This window comes from Amnibacterium soli (assembly GCF_039544415.1).
In the GTDB taxonomy this organism is placed as follows: domain Bacteria; phylum Actinomycetota; class Actinomycetes; order Actinomycetales; family Microbacteriaceae; genus Amnibacterium; species Amnibacterium soli.
Map to the genome: position 1 here is coordinate 745,015 of NZ_BAABLP010000002.1, position 18,075 is coordinate 763,089.

Here is an 18,075-nt window from a genome sequence, read left to right on the forward strand (position 1 = left end):
CGTGCCTCCCGCTCGCGGGCGGACGCGGACCTAGCCTGGCGCGATGCGGTCGGGCCTGCGGACGGTGTCGGCCGTCGCACTCGTCCTCGGCCTCGCCACGATCGGGGTCGGTCTCGCGCCGACGGCCGCGCACGCCGACGACCCCTCCTGGGCGCAGGTGCAGGCCGCGAAGAAGGACGTGAGGAAGAAGGCCGCCGAGGTCTCGGTGATCCAGGAAGCGCTGGACGGCCTCGAGCAGGAGGCGGCGCGCCTCGGCACGATCGCGCTCGAGAAGGCGGCGAGCGCGACGGCGGCCGAGCGCCGGCTCCAGTCCGCGCAGCAGGTCTACGACCGGTTGCACCGGCAGACGACGACCGCGGCCGGCAAGGCGCGGACGGCGCGGCGCACCGCCGCGTCCGTCGCCACGCAGATGTACCGCGGCGGGGACCCGGAGATCGCCGTCTGGCTGTCCGGCCGCGACTCCGGCTCCCTCCTCTACCGCCTCGGCGCGCTGTCGCAGATCGGCGACGCCTCCGACGCCCTGCTCGCGCAGGCGGAGGTGGAGCAGCGGCAGGCGAAGGCGCTCGGCGACCAGGCCGCGGCGCAGGCCGCGATCCGCGACGGCCTGGCGAAGCAGGCGCAGGCCGCGGCGGACGCGGCGAAGGCCGCGGAGCAGGCGGCGGACCGGCAGGTGGCGCAGACCGCGGCTCGGCGGAAGACGCTGCAGGCGCAGCTCGCGAGCCTGCAGGCGAAGTCCTCCTCCCTCCAGGCGTCCTACGCCGCGGCGCAGCGCGCGAAGGCCGCGGCAGCGGCGGCGGGCGCGACCAGCGGCGGCACGGGCCTCGGCGGCATCTCGGGCGGCCCGGCCTCCCTCTCCCCCGCGGCCGCGCAGGCGTACGCGGCGTCGCGGCTCGGCGCCTACGGATGGGGCGGCGGTCAGATGCCGTGCCTCACCCGGCTCTGGACGATCGAGTCGGGCTGGCGCTGGAACGCCTACAACGCGTCGTCGGGCGCGTACGGGATCCCGCAGTCGCTGCCCGGCTCGAAGATGGCGACCGCCGGTGGTGACTGGACCACGAGCTCGCGCACGCAGATCGAGTGGGGCCTCGGCTACATCCAGGCCCGGTACTCCACGCCGTGCGGAGCGCTCGCCTTCGAGACGAGCCACGTCCCCTACTGGTACTGACCGTCACCGGCCCCGGCGCGCCCGCCGGGCTCAGTCGACGAGGGTCCGGTACGCGCTGCGGTAGTAGACGAGCGGCGAGCGCGACTCCAGCCCGGGCGCCTCGAGGGCCCGCACGCGCCCGACGATGATCACGTGGTCGCCGCCGTCGTGCGTCGCCTCGATGTCGCACTCCACGTGGGCGATCGCGCCGTCGAGCAGCGGGTTGCCGAGCGCACCCGGGCGCCAGCCCTGCTCGGCGAACTTGTCGCCGCCGCTGACCGCGAACCGGTTGCTGACCTCCTGCTGGTCCGCGCCGAGCACGTTGACGGCGAACCGGCCCGTCGCGGCGATGCGCGGCCAGGTCGTGGAGGACCGGGCCGTGCTCAGCAGCACGAGGGGCGGATCGAGCGAGAGGGAGGAGAAGGACTGGCAGGTGAGCCCGGCGGGACCGGACTCCGTCGCGCCGGTGACGACGACCACCCCGGTCGCGAATCGGGCGAGCACCTGCCGGAACGTCGCCTCGTCGAAGGTCTCGGTCATGGGATCCGCCACCGGACGAGCCTAGGAGCCCTTCCGGTGGCGGTCCTCCACATGACGGCCGGGGTCAGGCCGGGAGCTGCAGCTTCTGGCCGACGTAGATCAGGTCCGGGTCCGCGAGCTTCGTGTTCGCGGCCCACAGGCGGTGCCAGCCCGCCTCGATCTTCAGCTTCTTCGCGATCTTCGACAGCGAGTCGCCCGACTTGACCGTGTAGGTCTTGCCCGACGTCTTCACGGCCGCGGGGCGCGCCGCCGGAGCGGGCGCGTTGTTCACGTGCACCGAGTTCGACGACGCGGACGAGTGGTAGCTGCGCGACGAGCCGGACGACCGCGACGAGGACGAGCTGCTCGAGGACGAGTGGCTCGACGACGCCGAGGACGAGGCGCTGCTCGAGGAGGACGAGCCGGCCGAGCTGGAGGAGCCGCGGGCGCCCGCCTTCACGGAGCAGACGGGCCATGCGCCCCAGCCCTGGCCCGCGAGGACCTTCTCCGCGACGGCGATCTGCGTGGACTTGCTCGCGTCGGCCGGGTTGCCCGAGCCGCCGTAGCCGTGCCAGGTGGCGAGGCTGAACTGCAGCCCGCCGTAGTAGCCGTTGCCGGTGTTGATGTGCCAGTTGCCGCCGGACTCGCAGGCGGCGACGCGGTCCCAGACGCTGGTGGGCGCGGCCTGGGCGGGCGCGGCTCCCAGCGCGATGCCGGCTGCGGCGAGCCCCGCCACGGCCAGACCGGACACGACGGCACGGGGGTTGGTCAGGATCTTCATGGGGTACGTGCTCCAGCGGGTCCGCCTGCGCTCGTCCCATCCCTGGGGCTCGACGCGTCGCTGCCCACCCTGATGTAGCGAAAGAAGGATTCTCCGGTGCGGTCTGGGGACAGCGTGAGGCGTGGCCGCACCGTGCAGTAGCCCGGGGAGGAGGGTTGCGCGGCGGTTCCTGCTCGCCGGCTCCCCCGAGGGCGGGAAGAGGTTGCCATGGATTCCGGGGGCACGACGCACCGGTGGTGAGTTGTTTCCGCACCGCGGAAGCGCTCCTCCGACGTCCCTCGACGACCGCGTGGGCGGCCGCTCGGCGCCGCTTCAGCGGGCACCGAGCGGCCGCCGACCGCCGTCCGAACGACGGCTGAGCAGGGGCTCGACGGAAGCGATCAGGCCGGCAGGTGCAGGCGCTGGCCGATGCGCAGCACGTTCGGGTTCTTCAGCTGCGGGTTCGCGGCGGCGAGCTTGCGCCAACCGCCCTTCACGTGGGCGCGCTGCGCGATGCGCGACAGGGTGTCGCCCGCGTGGACGACGACGGTGCGCTTCGACACGGCGACTTGGTGCGCCTTCTTCTTCGTCTGGGCGTGCTTGACGCGGTTCTTCGCGTGGTGCACCGCCTGGTGCTTGGCGGGCTTGCCGTGCAGGCCGAGCCGGCTCGAGCAGGCGGGCCAGGCGCCCCAGCCCTGGCTGTTCAGGACCTTCTCCGCGATGCGGATCTGCGTGCTCTTGCTCGCACCGGCGGGGTTGCCGCTGCCGCCGTGGGCGCGCCACGTGCCCATGCTGAACTGCAGGCCGCCGTAGTAGCCGTTGCCGGTGTTGATGTGCCAGTTGCCGCCCGACTCGCAGGCGGCGATCTTGTCCCAGGTGGAGGTGGCGGCGGCGTCAGCAGGTGCGGCGCCGGCGATGACGCCGCCGAGCACCAGTGCACCGGCGGCGAGACCCGACACGAGGGCGCGAGGGAAGGACAGGACCATGGATACGTGCTCCGACGGGTCCGCCGCCGCTCGCCCCGTCCCCGGGATTCGACACGCCGCTACCCACCCTGACGAGAACGGAACGGTCGAGACGGTGCGGTCTGGGGGTAGCGCAAGGCGTGGCCGCACCGGGCAAGTAGTCCGCGGAGGAGGGGGTCCGATGGTTCCTGGTCACCGGTTCCTCAGCGAGTGGTGTGAGAGTGCCATGACTTCCGGGGGTACGCAAAACGATTCGGTCACGTTTCCGCGAGTCGGAAGAGCGTCGGAAGCAGGCAGCGATAGGGCCTGATCACTGCCGGGGCGCCGACTGATCGCCCTCCGACGCCTCGCCGAGCGACACCGATCCGGTGACCGGACGACCGATCGTGCCGCACTGGACGCGGACCCGGCGGTCCGCGGGCCGGGGCCCGACCCCAGGTCGGTCGGGTAGCAAGGGGCGATGGCCTCCCCCTCCTCCCTGCCCGTCCCCGACCAGACCGGGCGGACCGTCGTCGTCACCGGCGGCAACAGCGGCCTGGGCTTCGAGACCGCGAAGCGCCTCGCGGCCGCGGGCGCGCACGTCGTGCTGGCGGTCCGCAACCGGGAGCGGGGCGACGCGGCGGCGAAGAAGATCATCGGCAGCACCGAGGTGCGGCTGCTCGACACCAGCTCGCTGGAGTCGGTGCGGGCGTTCGCGGCGGACGCGCCCGAGCGGATCGACGTGCTCGTGAACAACGCGGGCGTCATGGCCGCCGACGAGACGCGGACCGTCGACGGCTTCGAGCTGCAGTTCGCGACGAACTACCTCGGCGCCTTCGCCCTCACCGCCCTGCTGCTGCCCCGCCTCACCGACCGGGTCGTGATGACGTCGAGCCTCGCCCACTACGGCGGCCGGCTCGTCTTCGACGACCTCAACCGCACCCGGCGCCGCTACTCGCGCTGGGCCGCGTACGCGGATTCGAAGCTGGCCGACCTGCTGTTCGCGTTCGACCTGCAGGCCCGCTTCTCGGAAGCGGGCTCGAGCCTGCGGGCGATGGCGGCGCACCCCGGGATGGCGGGCACCAACCTGACGCGCGACCTGCACGTGCCCGCGCCCGTGTCGGGCGTGTCCGAGGCGCTGCTGCGCGTCCTCGGCCAGAGCGCAGCGGCCGGCGCGATGCCCACGCTGCTCGCGGCGACGGCGCGCGACCTGCCCGGCGGCTCCTATGTCGGTCCGAGCGGCGTCGCCGAGGTGCGCGGTGCGCCGATGGTCGTCGGCTCCAGCCGCTCGTCCCGCAAGCGCGACCTGCAGCGGCGGCTGACCGCGGAGTCGGAGCGGCTGACCGGCGTGCGCCTCGAGGTCCCCGCGCCTCGCTGAGACGGCGAACGCCCCGCCCTCCGCTTTCGGAGGACGGGGCGCTCATCGGATGGAGTCCGCTCTACTCGTCCGGGCTCCGGATTCGCGGTCCTTCGTTCATGGATCCACGGTGCGCCGCGATCCCTGGGATCCGGCTCCGAATCCAGGGGCGTCCGTCCAGCCGCCCGGCGGCTGCGCCCGGACGGGCGACCTACAGTCGGACGCGTGGCGGAGGAGTCGGAGCTGCAGCCCTTCCGGGAGGCGTGGGATGCCGTGCGCGACGGCGAGACCGGCACCCGATACGCCGAGGCGCTGCGCACGGCCGGCCGCATCGACGACGCGGTCGCGGTCTGCCGCGAGGTCGCCGAGCTCGGCTACTTCTCCGGCTGGTACGAGTGGGCCTGGCTCGAGCACGACCGCGGCGACGTGACCCGCGCGATCGAGCTGATGGAGGAGGTCGCCGCCCTGCTGGAGGACGACCCGGACCGCCTCTACCCGATCGGCGTCGCGGGGCACTGGCGGTGGGACCACCGCAACGAGGTGACGGCGGAGCCGCTGCTGCGCGCCGGGATGGAGGCGTACCCGGACGCCCGGGCCGACCTGGCCCAGCTGCTGATGTCGACCGGACGCCGCGACGAGGGCGTGCAGACCCTCGCGGACGGCGTGCGCGACGGCCACGTGGAGTGCATGCTGCCGCTCGCGAACATCTTCAGCGAGCAGGGCGACGAGGACTCGGCCGAAGCGCTGTACCGACGGGCGTACGAGCTCGGCGACGCCTACTCGGCGTGGAACCTGGCCGTCCTGATGTGGGAGACGGGACGCGGGCCCGAGGCGCAGGAGTGGGTCTGGAAGGCGGCGCAGGGCGGCGACGAGCTCGCGATCTCCTACCTCGCCGACGTCGACCCGTCGGACGTCGGCTGATCGACTAGGAGAACCGCCCCTGCAGCTCGCCGGTCTCGTCGACGCTCAGCACGACGAGGTCGGTCGGCCAGTTCAGCAGCCGGACCGCCAGCAGGATCAGCCAGAACCCGCCCGTCAGGATCGCGAGCACCGCGTTGAGCGGCACGTTCACCGACTGCCGCTTCGCGACCACGGCCTGGCGCCCGGTGTTCGACCGCACGCGGTAGCCGTGCTCCACGTACCTCGTCACGGCGCGGTCGAGGATCGAGCGGCGCTCCTCGTCCGTCAGCCGGAGACGGGCCGAGCTCGAGCGCGGGACGACGTCGTCAGCGGAGCCGCTCATGCTCGGACAGTAGCGGGAACCCCTGCGGGAGCCGCCGCCTCAGCCCGCGGACGCCTGCTCCCGGGCGCGCTCCTCCAGCGCCGCCGCCTGCATCGGGTGGCGCGCCAGCTGCACGACGCCGGACACCGCGATCGCACCGGTGACCAGGAAGACGACCGGCGCCCACGCCGGCGCCTGCGCCGCCTCCCCCAGCACGACCACGCCGAGGGTGACGCCGACCAGCGGGTCGATCACCGTCAGACCCGCGACGACCAGGTGGGGCGGCCCCGAGGCGTAGGCGGTCTGCACCAGGACCGCGCCGAGGGCGCCGGCGGCGCCCATCCCGACCACGCACACGGCGGTCAGCCAGTCGGTGCTGGTCAAGCCGGTGCCGAGCGCCCAGATCGTGTGGAGGCGGTCGAGCACCACCTTCGTCAGCGAGCCGACGAAGCCGAAGAGCACACCTGCACCGGCGACGAGCGCGATCGGCGGCAGCCGGCGACGGGCGAGCACGACGACGGGTGCCAGCACGACCAGCACGACGGCGAGCACGCCCAGCACCGCGAGCAGCTGCGGGTCGCGCACGGGCCGCGAGGTGGTGGTCAGCGCGGCGACCGCGACGAAGAGGCCGACGCCGAGCACGCAGAGCGCGACGGCCCGGACGAGCCGCCCGTCCGTGCGCCCCGGGGAGGCGCGGGCGTTCAGCAGCGCGGAGACGACGAGTGCCGCGGCGCCGAGCGGCTGCACCACCGTCAGCGGCGCGAGGAACAGGCTGAGCAGCTGGAACGGGATCGCCGCCGCGAGCAGCAGCGTGCCGAGCAGCCACGTCCGCTCCCGCACGAGCGCCAGCACGCGACCGACCCTCGAGGTCCCGTCCGGGCGGGCGCTGCGCCGCACGCCCCGGTGCTGGAACTCCGCCCCCAGCGCGAGCAGGACCGAGCCGATCAGCGCGACCGGGATGCCGAGCGCCTGCAGCGGCGTGAGCGACCCGACGTGCACGACCATCCCGACGATCCTCCCGCAGCCGCCGCACCCCCCGCGACGGCGTGCCGCGCCGACCGGTGATCGCTGATCGGCGCCCGCGTCAAGCCCTCGCCCGATCCTGCGCGTCCGCGGACGCGCCGAAGTACCGTCGCGGGCAGCAGAGGTCGGGGGCGGGCGTGCGGATTCGACGGATCACGATCAACGGGCGCGTCTTCGTGCTGACCGAACCGGAGGCAGCGGCCCGCACGCTCGCCGAGATCGCGGCGGCGGCAGCGGGAGCGCCGGCGTGGGTCACGATCCCCGTGCGCGGGCCCGAACCGCCCCAGGTGCTGATCACGCCGACGGTGGACTGCCTCCTCGAGGTGATCGACATCCCCGACGAGGACGCCGACGTCGACGGCTCCGAGCAGTTCCTCTCGCTCGACTGGCCGACGGACTTCTGACCCCGCCCGGCGCCCAGGCGGCGGCCGTAGCGTCCGGTGCATGAGTGGGAACACGCAGGACGGGCCGATCATGGACGGCAGCGACGACGCGACGCAGCACGAGAAGCTCTCGGGACTGATCGAGCAGGTCGAGCACGACCACGGCGACGAGGGGGCCGGCGCGATGGCGGACCACCTGCGCGACCGCGTGGCCGAGACGCGGGCCGAGCCCGAGGAGCCGGGCGACACGGAGGACTGAGCGGCCGGTGTCGCCGCCCCGCCCGATACTGACGGGGTGGAGTGCGCACCCGTTCGAGCCCAGGCGTGGCTCGACGCCCACGACCTCGACTTCGGCGAGCTGCGGCTCGAGGCCGTCGTCGCCATGGTCGAGCGCGCGGGCCTGCGCGCCCGGGTCCTCCCCTACGCCGCCGGCGGGGCCGACGACGAGCAGCGCGGCGACCGGGTGAACCTGTGGCTCACCCGGTCGGGCGAGCTCGGCGCCGTGGACGCCGGCTGACCGGCGCGGCGATCGGCTCGGCGACCGGCACGGCGACCGGCACGGCGACCGGCACGGCGACCGGCACGGCGACCGCCGGGTGCGGGCGCCGAGCCGGTGTGCCGGACGGGTCGGGTCAGTCCGTCCGCGCCTCCACCTTCAATGCGGCGAAGCAGTTGCTCCCCTGCGCCTGGGCGACACGGGGATCGGTGGCCTTCAGGTCCGGCCACCGTACGATCGTGCTCGTGGAGTCCTGCACCGCGGTCCGGCCGTCGGCGCTGACCCGGACCAGGGTCCAGACGATGTCGTAGCGGCCGCCGCTGCGCTGCTTCGTGGCGGCCCGCATCGGCATGATGCCGCCGTTCAGGTCGTTGCACGCGACGCCGGTGCCCGGCTTCGCGGTGCTGCCGATCGCGAACTCGTAGGCCCCGCCGCCCCGGTGCTGCACGGCGATGAACCGGCAGTCGCGGAAGTCGTAGAGCTTCGCCGTGCGCTGGTCGTCGATGACGGTGATCGTGCGCCCGACGCTGTCGGTGTTCACCGTCCAGCCGCCGTGCACTCCCGAGCCCGTGAGCGGATCCGTGATCGTGTAGACGCCGCCGGCCGCGGTGCGGATGCCGTAGAGGTGGCGACCGTCGCGAGCGCCGGAGAACTGCGTGTCCGCGAGCCCGTCCTGGTCGACGTCCTCGGTCCTGCCGATCACGGCACCGGCGGGCATCTTCGCCGTGTTCACGCACGGCCGACCACCCCTCGCCGTGCCGACGGGCACGGTGTCGACGGCGGAGACGCTGCCCCAGTGCTCCTCCGCGCCGCAGGCCCACTGCGGTGACGGGACGAACACGGAGCGGGTGCTGTGCGGCGGGCGGACGCGGTAGCCGTCGGCCCGCTCCGCCTGGCACGCGGTGTCGAGGGGACCCCCGCCCTCGTCGATGTTCGTGTGCTGCAGCGCTGCCCGCGCCGCGTCGCCGGGCCGCAGCATCACGACGGCCGGTGCGGTCGGCTCGGACGACTCGGCGGGCGAGCCGAGCTGCGTGCCGTCGCCGTGCCCGACGAACGCGACCCGCGGTGCGCCGGTCACGCGGCACACCGTCGTGCCGTTCGTCGCCGGCGAGCAGGTCCGCCACGCGGATCGGCGTGACCGACGTCCGGAGCCGATCGTCCACGTTGTCTCCCACCCGGATCGACGCCGACCCGATGTGCACACCGCACACATCTGCTTCCGATCCAGGACGAGCCGCCTGCACCGTCAGCGGGCGGCGACCGGCGCGGGCACCTCCGCGAAGGTCGTCGGGTGGCTCGACAGCCAGCTCCAGCGCGACACGGGCCAGGAGACCACGAACGCCCGTCCGGTCACGTCGCCGACGGGCACGAAGCCCTTCGAGGGCGTGTCCCGGTTGTACCGGGAGTCCGCGGACTCGTCGCGGTTGTCACCCATGACCCAGAGTCGCCCCGGCGGCACGACCACGTCGAAGCGGTCCTGGCTGACCGCGGTCACCCCGGGCGGCAGGTGGACGTACGGCTCGTCGATCGGGGTGCCGTTCACGCTCATGCGCCCGCGGGCGTCGCAGCACGCGACGCGGTCGCCGGGCAGGCCGATCACCCGCTTAACGAGGTGGTCGTCGCTGTCCGCGCCGAACGGGTTGACGACGCCGATGAGGCGCTGCAGCGGATCCGGTGCGCGGGCCGGAGCCGGAGCGCCGTCGCGTGCGAGCCAGCCGCCCGGGTCCTCGAACACGACCACGTCGCCGCGCTGCAGCGGGATCGCGCCGGGCACGAGGCGGTCCACCAGGATGCGGTCGTGGTGCCCCGGGTCGCCGAGCAGCGTGTTCTCCATGGACTGGGACGGGATGTAGAAGGACTGGATCAGGAACGTCTTGATGAGGAAGGACGCGAGCACCGCGAGCGCCACCACCACGACCAGGTCGCGCACGAACGACCGCCCGCCGGGACGCCGTGTCCTCTCCTCGGTCGACGTCATGCGGTCAGTCCCGGTCGCATCGGCTGGTGGTCAGCATCGCCACGCGGTCCGGCCAGTGCGCGTCCCGCGGTCGCGACTGGAACTCCGTCATCCCCTGCCGCAGGGCCGTGAACACGAGGAGCGACTGCGCCGTCCTCGGGTCCGGACTCGGCGTGGTCCCGCGTGGGACGGTCGGGGCGGCGGACCACTCGTGGGTCCTGAGGAAGGACTCGAGCCGGGCGAGCTGCGCGATCCCGCTCAGCGACGGATCCCGGAGGGTCAGCTCGACGGCCACCCGGCAGCCCTCGGGGGCGCCGGCGATCGACACCGGGATCGTCCGCGTCCTCGTGAGCTCGTCGGCGATCGCGGTCGCGCTCGGACGAGCCTGGAAGGCCGGCGCGGCGCGGCGCCCGAAGGTCCCGACGTGCACCGCGACGCCGGCGGCGACCACGGCGGCCGCCGCGACCAGGACCGCGGTGAGGACCGGCGGTCGGCGGCCGGACCGGCCCCGGTGCGACGCCTCCTCCCCCGTCTCGGGCGCGGAGCGCACCGGTTCGGCGGCGACGAGCGCGGCGATCAGCGCGGCGTCCGGCTCACGGCCGTAGATCGCCGCCCCACGTCGTTCCTCGTCTCCGGCCGCCATGTCGGCAGCATGCCGCGCGGAGCCGCCTCCCTGCCTCCACGACATCCGGATCGATGCCTGCCCGCGCCGTTCGACCCCTGCTTCCCGGGACACGTCGAGCGATCCGATGGACGGTCGGGCTCGACCTCAGCGCTCGAGCGTCTCCTTTGGGCTCTCGTCGTAGGCACGGCGGTACGCGGCCGTGAACTGCGCGACCCGCGCGAATCCCCACCGGGACGCCACAGCGGCGACGTCGACCGCAGCCGCATCGGCCGCCTCGAGCTCGGCGCGGGCGGCAGCGAGCCGCGCGCGGCGCACGTGCGCCATCGGCGTGACCTGCAGCTCACGCTGGAACATGGCGTGCAGGCCGCGCAGGGACAACCGCGACGCCTCCGCGAGCTCGGGGGCCGAGAAGGGCTTGTCCAGGTTGTCGTCGATGTACTGCAGCGCGCGGCGCAGGGAGGGCAGCCGCGCACCGCCGATGCGCTGCTCGTCCTCGTGCTCGAGCGCGGAGTTCGGGAAGGTGCGCAGCATCATCAGCGCGACGTGATCCGCGAGGCTCCGCGCGGCGAGCGTCGCCTCCGGCAGGTCCGCGAGGCTCTCCAGCGTGCGGGCCGCGTACACGACGGTGTCGCGCCACACGACGTCGAGCGCCGGGCTGATCGGCGCGGTCCCGGTGAACCGCACCTCCCGCATCCGGCCGCCGGTCATCGCGCTCGCCCGGCTCTGCAGCACATCGAGGGAGACGGCCATGTTCGCCATGTCCACGCGGTCGAGGGCGGAGTCGATGCGCTCCGGGTAGAGGAAGGGCCTGCCGGTGTCGACCTCGGTGCCGTCCGCGTCGATCCGAAGCCCGCCCTCGATGAGCACGCCGGTGAGGACTGCGGGCGCGGGCGACTCGTGACGGTCGAGCGTTCCGCCGCCGACCCCCGCGAGGCTCCAGCGCGTCGCGGCCAGCTCCGTCGAGGTCGCGGTCCGCACCGCCAGGTCCGTCGTCGGGCCCTCGGGGCGCTGCAGCTCGACGTCGCCGAACACCGAGCGCATCGTCGCCACCGCGACGTCGAAGTCCGATGTGGCGACCGTCCGGCGCTCGATGCTCATCCGTCCCCGCTCCCCCGCGGCGTCGTCGCCGCGTGATCCGCTCGACGACCGTCCGGGCCGAGGGTCAGGCGCTCAGCGTGCCGCCGGCGGGCTGCGGAGTTCCTGGGGGAAATGGTTCCATGCCCGGCGGTCGCGGGTATCGCGCGAGCCCCTGCTTCCTTTGTGGAGGCGCCCGGGGCGGTCCGATCGGTGGAGGGCGATCGCAGTCGCCGTCCGATCGGCGCGGCTCAGCGCTCGGTCGCGGGCGGCACCTCGGCAGCCGCGGCGTGCGGAACGACCTCGTCGCGGAGGAACGCGTGCACCTCGCGGAGGAAGCCGTCCGGATCCTCGATCTGCGCCATGTGCCCGACGCCGGGCAGCACCCGGGCGCGGGCATGCGGCAGCGCCGCCCGGGCGGCCGCCAGCTGCCGGACGGGCAGCACCGCGTCCCGCTCGCCCCACAGCACGAGCGTCGGCGTGCGCGCCATCGCGAGCGCGTGCAGGGACCTCGCCCGCCACTCCGGCCGCACGCCGCGGAACCGGCCGAGGTCGTGCACGATCTGGAAGTAGGTGCGTCGCGTCAGCCGCGGGCGGAGGCGGGCCACGCCCTCGGCGACGAGGCGCTTCGTGGCGAAGGCCTTGTCGGCGAACAGCGTGCGCACCTGCACCCGGGCGGCGATCGGCCGGAACCACAGCAGCGCGGGGCCGAAGCCGCGCACGGCCATGAGCCGCAACCCGAGGGCGGCGCCGGCCGCGAAGCCCGCGGAGGACACCAGCACCAGAGCGGCCACCGCCTCTGGCGCGTCCTCGTGCAGCCGCAGCGCGACGGCGCCGCCCATCGAGCTGGCGATCACGACGGCCGGTTCGACGACGCCGATCGCGACGAGCGTGCGGCGCACCACCGCCGTCATCGAGGCCAGCGTGACCCGATCCGCCCAGGGCTCGGAGTCGCCGGAGCCCTCGAGATCGACGGCGACGACCTGCCGGTGCTCGGCGAGGCGGGGCAGCACCTCCGACCAGTCTCGCCGGTCGCGGCCGATGCCGTGCAGCAGCAGGAGCGGCGGGCCCTCGCCTGCGACGGTGACGCCGACCCGGTACCCGTCGACGAGCACCGTGGTCGACCACTCGGGCCCTCGGGTCGTCGATCGCGCGCGCATCCGGGCCTCCTCGGCCGGCCACTCTGGCGCAGTCGTCTGGACGGCCACCGGCACGCTGTCCGCGGCGCCGCAGGCGATGTCGAACGTGCGTTCTAGCCTGGCCCTCGTGGGCACGAGCAAGCGCTACGCGGACGGGAACGCCCGGCGCCGCTTCAACCGGGAGGCCGAGTCGCACGCGCTCGTGCCGCGCACCCTGTCCGACGTGGAGCGGGGCGGTGATCCGGTGCAGCAGGGCGAGCCCGTCGCGGTCCGGGCGTGGGTCGACTACGGCAACGCCTCGGCGCAGGTGCTCGGCTCCGCGGTCGCGTGGACCCGCCGCTGCGTGCGGGTGATCTGGACGGACTCGCACGACCGGCAGCAGGAGGCGTGGCTGTGGGCCGGCGCCGTCGAGCGGGTGGACCGATGAGCTCACCGTGCGGGTCGTGCGGCGAGCGGCGCCTGGTGGCGGTGCTGATCCCCGGTCACGAGGACGTGGAGGCGGTCGTGTGCCTGTCCTGCGGCGCGGTGCACCGCGACGTCGCGGTCGCACGCTCGCCTGACCGGCACGAGGACGAGCGGTGACCCGCGGGTCGGCGCAGCCCCGGTCGACCAGGACCCGCCAGTGGTGGTGATCCACCCGGAACACCTGCGAGCAGCGGCGACGGTTCCGATGCAGATGCAGCACCGCTGCGACCGCGGTGAGGCCCAGCAAGCCGGATAGCAGCTGGTCCCAGGACGACCCGAGGTCGACGCCGAGCAGGACCATGACCAGCAGCGGCACCCCGACAACGGCCGACACGCCGAGGATGCGAAGGGCGTCGCAGTGATGGGTCCGCGCGAGTCGCACGGCGCCGGATCCCGTAGGGCGGACGGGACTTGAACCCGTGACCGACGGATTATGAGTCCGCTGCTCTAACCGGCTGAGCTACCGCCCCGCCACAGACCCTAGCCCGCGTCCGCGGCAGCTACTTGACGTTGACGATGCCGCCGAAGCCCTCCGGCACGACGACCACGTTGCCCGACGCGGCGAGCTTCGAGAGCGTGTCGATGTAGTTCTGCTTGAGCACGTTCGAGGTCAGCGACTTGTTCAAGGTGTCGTTCGCCTTGGCCTTCGCCTGCGCCTGCACGACCTGCTGCTGCGCGGACACCTGAGCGGCCTGCAGCAGGTTCTTCTCCGTCGACACCTTGATCTGCGCGTTCTGCGCCGCGGCGTAGGCCGCGGTGACGCTCGCGGGCGGTGTGATCTGCTGCAGGCTCACCGAATCGACGGTGACGCCCGTGCCCTGCCAGCGCTGCTCCAGCGACTTCTGGATCGCGGTGTTCAGCTCCGCCCGCTTCGTGATCAGGTCGAGCGTCGAGAAGCCGTTCGGTGCGTCGCGCACCGTGGAGCGGATGTCCTGCGTCACGAACTGCGACACGAAGTTCGTCTCGTCGCGGAACTGCTTGTAGATGGTGGTGACCTGGTCCGGGCGGATCGAGTAGCGGACGGCGATGTCGATGTTGCTCGTCACGCCGTCGGAGTCCTGCACCGTGATGTCGGGGCCGGTGGCGGAGCCACCGGTGAAGTCGGTCTCCGCACGGCTGCCCGCGAAGACGACCTGCTGGTTGCGGACGCTGAAGGTCTTCACCTCGCTCCACGGCGCCTTCACGTGCAGTCCGGGCGTGATCTCCTGGCCGAGGATGTCGCCGGTCCAGGAGACGATCACGCTCGCGTCGCCGGTGTCCTGCGCGTACACGCTCGAGCCGCCGAGCAGCACGACCCCGAGCACGGCGGCGGCCGCTGCGCTCGCCAGCCCGATCAGGCGGTTGCGGCGCTGCGGTGCGGACTCGGCGCCCTTGCGCCGACGGGAACGGGCGGCGAGCACGACGAAGACGAGGACGGCGGCGACCAGCAGCAGGAGACCCACGACGAACACGTGCACACGTTAAGGGGTCCCTGACCAGCGGAATGACCGGTGCCCTGGTTCCCCTCCGCACCCGGCGACCACCGCGCCCCTCCCGGCTGCGCGGTCGGTCGGCCGTTCTAGCCTGGGCGGCGTGACGGACCTGCAGCTCGACGTCGACGGCGCCCGGATCGCGTACGAGGTGCAGGAGGGGGCCGGGCCGATCGTCGTGGCCCTGCACGGCCTGTCCTCCTCCCGCGGCAGCGAGGACGCGGCCGGGTTCTTCGACTGGTCCCCCGTCGCCCGCGCCGGCCGCGTGCTCGTCCGGTACGACGCGCGCGGGCACGGCCGCTCGACGGGACGGGCGGAGCCCGACGACTACGCCTGGCCCGCGCTCGCCGAGGACCTGTTCGCGCTGCTCGACGTCGTCTCCCCCGACGAGCCGGTCGACGCCATCGGCGTCTCCATGGGCGTCGGCACGCTGCTGCACGCCGTGTCGCGCCGGCCCGAGCGGTTCCGCCGCCTGGCGCTCGTGATCCCGCCGACCGCGTGGGCGACCCGGGCCGGGCAGGGCGACGGCTACCGGCAGATGGCGCGGATGGCCGAGGAGCGCGGCTACGACGCGCTGGTGCGCGCCATGGGCGCCTTCGCTCCGCTGCCGCTGCTCGAGGAGGGCGGCTGGACGGTCGCGCCGCCGCCCGACATCGACCCCGCGATCCTCCCCGCGGTCTTCCGGGGCGCCGCCGGCACCGACTTCCCCGCGCCGGAGGTCGTCGCCGAGATCCGGCAGCCGGTGCTGCTCGCGCCGTGGGTCGGCGACCCGGGTCACCCCGTCTCGACGGCGGAGCTGCTGCACGACCTGCTGCCCGACTCGACGCTCGCGCTGCTCGACACCCCCGACGAGCTGCGGGCGCTCGGCGGGCGGATCGCCGCCTTCTTCACCGACTGAGACGCTGGCCCGGGCGCGTCCGGACCGAGGCGGGCTGGTCGGGCCGCCCAGGAGTCGGCGCGGATCAGTCCGCGAGGCGGAGGCGGGCGGCGACGACGCGCGCCGCCGCGGTGCTGAGCGCCTCCGCGAACCGCGGGTCCTTCGACGCCTCCTGCACCATCGCGCGCTGCATCGGCGCGAGGTCCGCCGGCACGATGTCGAGCATCAGGTCGCCGCCGGCGCGCACGAACTTCACCGCGCGCTGCCCGGGCGACCAGCGCTTCACCGCGGCCGCGCCCCCGAGGTCGTCGGACATGACGACGCCCGTGAAGCCGAGGCGCTCGCGCAGCAGGTCGTGCACGATGCGGGAGGAGAACAGGGCGGGCACGCCGGGGTCGATGCGCGAGTACTCCGCGCTCGACATCATCACGAACCCGGGACCGGCTTCGATGCCGGCGGAGAACGCGCGCAGCCGAGCGGAGTCGGCCGTGGTCACCGCGTCCACGACGTGGGTGACGGTGTCCGTGTTCTCGCGCACGCAGCCGAGGCCCGGGAAGTGCTTCACCGTCGTCGCGACGCCGGCGGCGCGCATGCCCTGCACGAACGCCGCGACGTGGGCGCCCGCGGTCGCCGGGTCGGAGGAGTACTGGCGGCGCAGGTCCGCGATCGGCGGGTTGTCGGACACGGTGGCGGCGCACGGCACGTCGGCGACGGGCGCGAGGTCGAGGCGCACGCCCGCCTTCGCGAGCTCGGTCCCCCAGCGCTCGGCGTCGCGCCGCGTCGAGGCGGCCGAGCCGCGGCCCTGCTGCACGGCGCTCGGGATCGCGGAGAAGCCGGGGCCGCTCAGCACCTGCACGGTGCCGCCCTCCTGATCCGTGGCGGTGAGCAGCGGCAGGTCCGGCGGCGCGGCGGCCTTCAGCGGTGCGAGCGCCTTCGCGACCGCGGCGGTGCCCGCGCTGCTGCGGCCCCGCACCATGACGCCGCCGAGGTGGTAGCGGCGGACGGTCGCTGCGAGGCCCGGCAGCTCGGCGACGGTGCCGGCGGTCATCAGCAGCTGGCCGGCGCGCTCGCTCGTGCTCATCGCGGCGACGAGCGCGGTCGCCCGCGCGTCGATCGCGGGGGTCGGGGAGGGCGTCGGCGTCACCGGCGGGCGGGTGGACGCCGCTGCGGCGGGCGCGCTCGACTGCTCGCGCCCGGGCGCGGTCGCGCCGCTCGTGCAGCCGGTCAGCAGGCCGACGACGAGGAGCGCGGGGAGGAGCTGATGGACGCGGCGGGGACGCCGGGTCAATCCGTCATCGCGCTGCGCGCGCGCCTCGCGATCGACCGGAACTGCTCGCGCACCTTGGCGGACAGCGGCGGCACCTCGGTCACCGGGTCGGTGACCTCCTCGCCCCGGTAGAGGCGCTCGAAGATCGTGATGGTCGTGTCGATGTCGTGCGGCTCGAGCAGGCGCAGGGAGGCGCGCTGCATCACCTCGTACTCGTCGTGCGGCATGCGCAGCACCCGCTCGAGGCGATCCGCCAGGGCGGCCACGTCCCGAGGCGGGAACAGGTGCCCGTTCTCGCCGTCCTTGACCAGGTGCGGCAGCGCCATGGCGTCGGCGGCGACGACCGGCAGCCCGCTCGCCATTGCCTCCATCGTCGCGATCGACTGCAGCTCGGCGGTCGACGGCATCGCGAACACGGTGGCGCGCGTCAGGATCGACCGCAGCTCGGCGTCGCTGACGCGGCCCGGGAAGTGCACCCGGTCGCTCACGCCGAGGCGCTGCGCGAGCTGCTCGAGCGCCTTGCGCTGGTCGCCCTCGCCGACGAGGTCGAGCTGCGCGTCCAGCTCCTTCGGCAGGCGGGCGACCGCCTCCACCAGGTCGGGCAGCATCTTCTCGCCCGTGATCCGGCCGACGAACACGATCCGGTTGTCGGGCTTCGGGCCGAAGTCGGGCGTGTAGTCGCTCATCCGGATGCCGCACGAGATGGCGTGCACGTGCCGCAGCCCGGTGCGCGACTCGAGGTACGCCGCCGCCCGCCTGGTCGGCGTGGTGAGCGCCGCCGCCTTGCGGTACAGACGCGTGCAGTCCTTCCACGCCAGCCAGGTGATGAGGGGCCACGTCGCCTTCGGGAAGGGCGTGTGCTCGATGAGGTTCTCGGGCATGAAGTGGTTCGTCGCCACGACGCGGATGCCGCGCTTGGCCGACTCGTTCGTCAGGCCCCGGCCGATCAGCATGTGGGACTGCATGTGCGACACGTCGGGCCGCACCTGGTCGATGATGCGCGCCGCGTTGCGGTGGATGGCCCACGGGTACACGGCCCGCAGCCAGTCGTGCAGCGGCCAACGGAAGCTCTTGAGGCGGTGCACCGTGAGGACCTCGCCGAGGTGCTCCTCCCGGTACGCGCCCTGCTTCTGCCCGTGGCTCTGGGCGATGATGTGCACGTCGTGCCCGCGGGAGGCGATGCCCGCCGCGAGGCGCACCGAGAAGCTGGCCGCGCCGTTCACATCGGGGGCGAACGTGTCGCCGCCCATCAGCACGGTCATGCGCGGCAGGGCGGCCTCGTCGATCGGCTCCGCGCCGGCGCTCGGCACCGCTTCGTCCGTCGGGTCGCTGATGGCGGTCTCCTCGGGCGTCT

At 73.9% G+C, this 18,075-nt stretch carries 22 protein-coding genes and 1 tRNA gene; 9 read left to right on the forward strand and 14 right to left on the reverse strand.

The genetic code is table 11. From position 1 onward, the window contains the following. The first annotated feature begins 43 nt into the window (after window positions 1–43). On the forward strand, window positions 44–1,165 hold the full coding sequence (locus ABEA53_RS07475; RefSeq protein ID WP_345480425.1) for an aggregation-promoting factor C-terminal-like domain-containing protein: 1,122 nt from the start codon (window positions 44–46) through the stop codon (window positions 1,163–1,165). 30 nt (window positions 1,166–1,195) lie between these two features. Here ABEA53_RS07475 and ABEA53_RS07480 read toward each other — a convergent pair whose 3' ends face one another. The 3 genes from ABEA53_RS07480 to ABEA53_RS07490 form a co-directional block, all read right to left on the reverse strand. Then, entirely contained in the window at window positions 1,196–1,696 is a 501-nt protein-coding gene (locus ABEA53_RS07480; protein ID WP_345480426.1) for a flavin reductase family protein, read from the reverse strand. Window positions 1,697–1,748: 52 nt separating this feature from the next. Further along, window positions 1,749–2,444 (reverse strand): transglycosylase family protein, encoded by a 696-nt coding sequence (locus tag ABEA53_RS07485; protein WP_345480427.1) that lies wholly within the window; start codon window positions 2,442–2,444, stop codon window positions 1,749–1,751. Window positions 2,445–2,824: 380 nt separating this feature from the next. Beyond that, window positions 2,825–3,409 carry a transglycosylase family protein gene (locus ABEA53_RS07490; protein WP_345480428.1) on the reverse strand — a complete coding sequence of 195 codons (585 nt, stop codon included), beginning with the start codon at window positions 3,407–3,409 and terminating at the stop codon, window positions 2,825–2,827. A gap of 439 nt (window positions 3,410–3,848) precedes the next feature. On the opposite strand from ABEA53_RS07490, the gene ABEA53_RS07495 reads away from it, so the two are divergent. Continuing rightward, on the forward strand, window positions 3,849–4,745 hold the full coding sequence (locus ABEA53_RS07495) for an oxidoreductase (protein ID WP_345480429.1): 897 nt from the start codon (window positions 3,849–3,851) through the stop codon (window positions 4,743–4,745). A gap of 204 nt (window positions 4,746–4,949) precedes the next feature. Next, window positions 4,950–5,645 carry a tetratricopeptide repeat protein gene (locus tag ABEA53_RS07500; protein ID WP_345480430.1) on the forward strand — a complete coding sequence of 232 codons (696 nt, stop codon included), beginning with the start codon at window positions 4,950–4,952 and terminating at the stop codon, window positions 5,643–5,645. 4 nt (window positions 5,646–5,649) lie between these two features. Here ABEA53_RS07500 and ABEA53_RS07505 read toward each other — a convergent pair whose 3' ends face one another. Then, on the reverse strand, window positions 5,650–5,967 hold the full coding sequence (locus tag ABEA53_RS07505; RefSeq protein ID WP_345480431.1) for a hypothetical protein: 318 nt from the start codon (window positions 5,965–5,967) through the stop codon (window positions 5,650–5,652). 39 nt (window positions 5,968–6,006) lie between these two features. After that, a complete protein-coding gene (locus ABEA53_RS07510; RefSeq protein WP_345480432.1) occupies window positions 6,007–6,951 on the reverse strand; it encodes a DMT family transporter in 945 nt (314 codons plus the stop codon). Window positions 6,952–7,106: 155 nt separating this feature from the next. On the opposite strand from ABEA53_RS07510, the gene ABEA53_RS07515 reads away from it, so the two are divergent. Genes ABEA53_RS07515 through ABEA53_RS07525 form a run of 3 tightly spaced genes read left to right on the forward strand, consistent with a single transcriptional unit; the run spans window position 7,107 to window position 7,869 of the window. After that, window positions 7,107–7,373 (forward strand): hypothetical protein, encoded by a 267-nt coding sequence (locus ABEA53_RS07515; protein ID WP_345480433.1) that lies wholly within the window; start codon window positions 7,107–7,109, stop codon window positions 7,371–7,373. A 40-nt stretch (window positions 7,374–7,413) separates the two neighbouring features. Beyond that, window positions 7,414–7,611, forward strand: coding sequence for a hypothetical protein (locus ABEA53_RS07520; protein ID WP_345480435.1), 198 nt, complete (start codon window positions 7,414–7,416; stop codon window positions 7,609–7,611). 36 nt (window positions 7,612–7,647) lie between these two features. Further along, complete coding sequence (locus ABEA53_RS07525) at window positions 7,648–7,869, forward strand: hypothetical protein (protein WP_345480436.1); 222 nt, start codon at window positions 7,648–7,650, stop codon at window positions 7,867–7,869. 115 nt (window positions 7,870–7,984) lie between these two features. Here the strand turns inward: ABEA53_RS07525 and ABEA53_RS07530 are convergent, their stop codons facing one another. The 5 genes from ABEA53_RS07530 to ABEA53_RS07550 all read right to left on the reverse strand — a co-directional run bounded on the left by ABEA53_RS07530 (window position 7,985) and on the right by ABEA53_RS07550 (window position 12,664). Next, entirely contained in the window at window positions 7,985–9,061 is a 1,077-nt protein-coding gene (locus ABEA53_RS07530; RefSeq protein WP_345480437.1) for a DUF4232 domain-containing protein, read from the reverse strand. A gap of 33 nt (window positions 9,062–9,094) precedes the next feature. After that, window positions 9,095–9,826: a signal peptidase I gene (gene lepB / locus ABEA53_RS07535; RefSeq protein WP_345480438.1), complete on the reverse strand. Its 732-nt coding sequence runs from the start codon at window positions 9,824–9,826 to the stop codon at window positions 9,095–9,097. 4 nt (window positions 9,827–9,830) lie between these two features. Continuing rightward, entirely contained in the window at window positions 9,831–10,448 is a 618-nt protein-coding gene (locus tag ABEA53_RS07540) for a hypothetical protein (protein ID WP_345480440.1), read from the reverse strand. A 126-nt stretch (window positions 10,449–10,574) separates the two neighbouring features. Continuing rightward, window positions 10,575–11,528, reverse strand: a complete 954-nt coding sequence (locus ABEA53_RS07545; RefSeq protein ID WP_345480441.1) for a helix-turn-helix domain-containing protein — start codon at window positions 11,526–11,528, stop codon at window positions 10,575–10,577. Window positions 11,529–11,755: 227 nt separating this feature from the next. Then, a complete protein-coding gene (locus ABEA53_RS07550; RefSeq protein WP_345480442.1) occupies window positions 11,756–12,664 on the reverse strand; it encodes an alpha/beta fold hydrolase in 909 nt (302 codons plus the stop codon). A 106-nt stretch (window positions 12,665–12,770) separates the two neighbouring features. Here ABEA53_RS07550 and ABEA53_RS07555 point away from each other — a divergent pair, with 106 nt between their 5' ends. After that, a complete protein-coding gene (locus ABEA53_RS07555; RefSeq protein ID WP_345480443.1) occupies window positions 12,771–13,070 on the forward strand; it encodes a hypothetical protein in 300 nt (99 codons plus the stop codon). Further along, window positions 13,067–13,225 (forward strand): hypothetical protein, encoded by a 159-nt coding sequence (locus ABEA53_RS07560; protein ID WP_345480444.1) that lies wholly within the window; start codon window positions 13,067–13,069, stop codon window positions 13,223–13,225. The genes ABEA53_RS07555 and ABEA53_RS07560 overlap by 4 nt, the downstream gene beginning before the upstream one ends. 279 nt (window positions 13,226–13,504) lie before the next feature. On the opposite strand, the gene ABEA53_RS07565 is transcribed toward ABEA53_RS07560, so the two are convergent. Together ABEA53_RS07565 and ABEA53_RS07570 are read right to left on the reverse strand one after the other, a co-directional pair. Then, window positions 13,505–13,578: transfer RNA gene (locus ABEA53_RS07565), tRNA-Ile, on the reverse strand. A 30-nt stretch (window positions 13,579–13,608) separates the two neighbouring features. Then, a complete protein-coding gene (locus tag ABEA53_RS07570; protein WP_345480445.1) occupies window positions 13,609–14,559 on the reverse strand; it encodes an SPFH domain-containing protein in 951 nt (316 codons plus the stop codon). A gap of 121 nt (window positions 14,560–14,680) precedes the next feature. On the opposite strand from ABEA53_RS07570, the gene ABEA53_RS07575 reads away from it, so the two are divergent. Further along, window positions 14,681–15,475, forward strand: coding sequence for an alpha/beta fold hydrolase (locus ABEA53_RS07575; RefSeq protein ID WP_345480446.1), 795 nt, complete (start codon window positions 14,681–14,683; stop codon window positions 15,473–15,475). 64 nt (window positions 15,476–15,539) lie between these two features. Here ABEA53_RS07575 and ABEA53_RS07580 read toward each other — a convergent pair whose 3' ends face one another. Together ABEA53_RS07580 and ABEA53_RS07585 are read right to left on the reverse strand one after the other, a co-directional pair. Next, window positions 15,540–16,742, reverse strand: a complete 1,203-nt coding sequence (locus ABEA53_RS07580) for a glycoside hydrolase family 3 N-terminal domain-containing protein (protein WP_345480447.1) — start codon at window positions 16,740–16,742, stop codon at window positions 15,540–15,542. Continuing rightward, window positions 16,739–18,031, reverse strand: a complete 1,293-nt coding sequence (locus ABEA53_RS07585) for a glycosyltransferase (protein ID WP_345480448.1) — start codon at window positions 18,029–18,031, stop codon at window positions 16,739–16,741. Before ABEA53_RS07585 ends, ABEA53_RS07580 begins: the two co-directional genes overlap by 4 nt. Window positions 18,032–18,075 lie beyond the last annotated feature (44 nt).